1 protein-coding gene is annotated in these 1943 nt (G+C 69.9%); it reads left to right on the top strand.

Annotated features, from left to right (window positions below):
- Positions 1 to 12: 12 nt before the first annotated feature.
- On the top strand, positions 13 to 1943 hold a 1931-nt coding region (locus AC07AG_RS42585; RefSeq protein ID WP_478762587.1), incomplete at its 3' end, for a type I polyketide synthase.

Here is a 1943-nt window from a genome sequence, read left to right as displayed (position 1 = left end):
ACCGGCACCACCCTGGGCGACCCCATCGAAGCCCACGCCCTGCTCAACACCTACGGACAACACCACACCCCCCAACACCCCCTACTACTCGGATCCTTGAAATCCAACATCGGCCACACCCAAGCCGCCGCAGGCATCGGCGGCATCATCAAAATGGTCCAAGCCCTCAACCACGACCACCTACCCCCCACCCTCCACGCCCACAAACCCTCCCCCCACATCGACTGGACCACCGGACACATCAACCTCCTCACCAAGGCCACCCCCTGGCCCGACAGAGGAAGGCCACGACACGCCGCCGTCTCCGCCTTCGGCGTCAGCGGCACCAACGCCCACGTCATCCTGCGGGAGGCGCCGACCAGGGAGGCTGCCGCGGAAGCGGCTCACGAGGCCGGGCCACCCATGGAAGCCGACCGGTCAGGGCAGGCCGGTCTGCCCTTGACGCTCTCGGCGAAGTCCGCGGCGGCACTCCGCGCACAGGCCACTCGGCTGGGCAGTCACCTGACAGAGCACCCGGAACTTCAGCTGCCCCATGTGGCGCACGCGCTGGCCACCACCCGCAGCGTATTCCCCCACCGCGCGGTGCTCACCGCGGACTCCCGCGAGGAAGCCCTGACGGCCCTGGACGCATTGAGCGCAAAGCGGCCGCACCCCGCGTTGGTCCAGGGGATGGCGGGCGACACCGGTGGAGAATGCGGGGGAACCGCGTTCGTCTTCCCCGGCCAGGGCTCTCAGTACCCGGGTATGGCGCGTGAACTGCTCGCCTCCTCAACGGCGTTCAGGTCTTCCGTACTCGCCTGCGAAGAGGCGCTGTCACGTTACGTGGACTGGTCACTGACCGACGTACTCGAGGAGCGGGCGGGCGCGCCGGGTCTGGACCGGGTGGACGTGGTGCAGCCCGCGCTGTTCGCCGTCCTCGTGGCCCTCGCCCGCCACTGGCAGGACGCCGGGATCGAACCCGATGCGGTACTCGGCCACTCCCAGGGGGAGATCGCCGCCGCTCACATCGCCGGGGCGCTGTCACTGCAGGACGCCGCGCGCGTCGTCGCACTCCGCAGCCGGGCGCTGACCGCGCTGGAGGGCAGCGGCGGGATGGCCTCGCTGCCGCTGGGGTCCGGACCCGCAGTGGAGCTGCTAGCCGCCTGGCAGGGGCGTCTGACCATTTCCGCGGTCAACGGGCCCGGGTCCACGGTGGTCGCCGGGGACATATCCGCCCTGGAGGAGCTCCTTGCCCAGTGCACGGCCGACGGGGTCGACGCCCGCAAGATCGCGGTGAGTTACGCCTCCCACTCACATCACGTCGACGCGCTGACGGACGAGCTGCTCGAAGCCCTCGCTCCCATCACGGCTCGCCCCGCATCCATCCCCTTCCACTCCACTGTCACAGGGGCCCTTCTGGACACCCGCGAGCTGACAGCGGCGTACTGGTGCCGCAATCTTCGCCACACCGTCCAACTCGAGACCACCGTTCGCGGCCTCCTGGACGCGGGGTGCCGCACGTTCATCGAGGTAAGTCCGCACCCGGTCCTCACCCCCTCGCTTCAGGCCACGGTGGACGCCCACCCCAGCGCCGAGGCCGACACAGCGACGCCACTGCTGGTCACGGGCACCCTGCACCGGAACCGGCCCGCGGGCCAGGCCTTCCACACGGCACTCGGCCAGCTGCACACCCACCACCACACCATCGACTGGCCCACCACCGCGTTGCGCCACGACAGGCCGGACCTGGACCCGACCGACGGCCGAAGCGCTCCGCCCCGCCCCCCGCTGCATCTGCCCACTTACCCCTTCCAACGCGACTCCTACTGGATCGCCCCCCAGCCCCAGGCTGGTCAGGAAGCAGAAATGAACGGTCCGGTGTTGCTTCCTCTGCGCTGGGAACCCCTGCCGACCCCGAACAGCACCACCGCACTACCCTCCAACACCGCCCTGCTCACCGACCC

The organism is Streptomyces sp. NPDC044044, from assembly GCF_056434405.1.
Note: the sequence above shows the minus strand (reverse complement) of the source record. Positions and strands in the feature narration are given on the sequence as shown.